Below are 1,910 nucleotides of genomic sequence, written 5' to 3'. Positions count from 1 at the left end.
CTCATCCTCAAAGCTGATCTCGTTAAAGCCCTCGCCCTTGTGGGTATTTGAGCGCATGACCATCTTGGTCTTGTTGGCGGGCAACGCGTAAGGCACCTTCTGTCTGGTATTCGGCACCACGCCCACCACCACCGGGCGGTCGGGATCGCCGTCGAGGTAACTCACCATCACCTCCATGCCGATGCGCGGGATCACTTGGCCGCCCCAGCCGGTGCCGGCCCAGTTCTGCAGCACCCGCACCCAGCAGGTGTCCGACCCGTCCTTCGCCGCCCGCCGGTCCCAGGGGAACCACAGCTTGATGCGGCCGTATTCGTCCGGGTGGATCTCTTCGCCCGCAGGACCCGCAACGATCGCCACCTGCGTGCCCTCGATCCGCGGCTGCGGCATCACCCGCTGCGGGGTCGCCGGAACATCCGCGGGCAGCGCAAGGAACCGGTTCGCATATTCCGGCTGGTTCTCGACGCTCTCATAGCTCGTATCCACCGCCTCATGCTCGATCGCCAGGATCACATGCGGGTCGAACACATTGTCCGGATTGGCCACGTCATAGGGCGTGAACCGTGCCCCCGCCGCCAGCGTGCGCACCATCGACGCCCCCTCGACCCGGGCATGTTCCGCCTCCTGCGCCTGCATCCGAAGCCGCGCCACGCGTTCGACCGCGCCATCCTCGATTCCTTCCGAGGCCCGTCCGCCAGAGCCGTAACCGGGCAGCACAGGATAGTGATACCGCTCGTAATTGCCGTTCCTGGGCAGGCTCACCAGCGACGGCACACCGCCGCCCGGCACCGTCCCCGGGGTCTCGAAGTTCCAGTCCCGACCCGCATGATGGCCGGGGATATAGCGGAAGGTCGTCTCGAAGCGGCTGATATGGTTGCGGTCGCTTGAGCCATGGGCAAAGCGTACATCCTCGCCGCCCAGATAACCGGCCGCATGACTGGCGATGTGAAGCTGGTGTGCCCCCTCCTGATGCGTCCACCACCAGAACAGACCGTCCTCTTCCAGGCGCCGCGTCAGATAGGCTAGATCAGTCTCGTTCCACTGCACCGAATAATGCTGCGCCGGGACCGGATCGACGACGCCACCGGCAACAGGTGCGGTGATGCCATGTTCGGACAACAGCTCTTCAGCCACATCCAGTGCCGTCTTGTCCAGCCAGATCCGGCAGTCCGAGGTCTGCGACAAAAGCCACAGGTCCGGCCGCAGCACCAGCTCATAACTGCGCAGGCCCCGGCTTTGCCGCGGCCCGGCGGTCAGATCGGTGACGATCGCATTCCATGTGCGGCGTTCGCCGCCGCCCAGTTCGATGCTGACATCGACGGGCTTGCCCAGAAGATCGGCAGGCTTCAGATCGGGGGTCTTGGAACGCACCGAGAGCCGCCCCTCGAACAGTTCCGATATCCCCTCACGAAAGCTGAGTTTCTGCGCCAGAAGCACATCCGCCCCCAAGGGGCTTTCAATCCGCAATATCCGCTCGGCCTGAATGAAGTCGGCGCTCATGCGAAACCCCTTACCCACAAAGCTGACTTGAAATACTGGCCCCGACTTTACACACACTCCGGCGGGGTGTCAGTCCCGATTTGGCCGGTCGTGCAGAAAGACGCTGCCAACAGCACCGCAGGCTTGATGTGGACAATCTGGGACCTCAGGATGGGACGGCACCTGATCGGAGGCGGGACAGGCATGGCAGATGACAATGATAAGGCTGGCAGCGCCGGCAAGCCCGCGCCCAGAACACCGTCCCGCCGTAATCAGCCCAGCGACATGTACGGCATCTCCCGCAAGCCCGAAGGCACGACCAGCCAGCAAGCCTGGAATGTCCGCCTCTCACGTGGAGGCCGCATGATCCAGTCGACTTGAGATATCGGCAAAAGTTTGTGCTGCATGATGAGGCGGCGGCTTGAAGTTGGCGG

At 63.6% G+C, this 1,910-nt stretch carries 1 protein-coding gene; it reads right to left on the bottom strand.

The window, feature by feature from the left end; genetic code table 11:
• Window positions 1-1,497: type VI secretion system Vgr family protein (locus tag Q4G24_RS16560; protein ID WP_303367635.1), on the bottom strand; the 1,497-nt coding region annotated here is incomplete at its 3' end.
• Window positions 1,498-1,910 lie beyond the last annotated feature (413 nt).

This window comes from Paracoccus sp. (in: a-proteobacteria), from assembly GCF_030538695.1.
Taxonomy (GTDB): Bacteria; Pseudomonadota; Alphaproteobacteria; order Rhodobacterales; family Rhodobacteraceae; genus Paracoccus.
The sequence above is the reverse complement of the archived record's forward strand: the minus strand, read 5'-3'. Positions and strand labels throughout refer to the sequence as shown.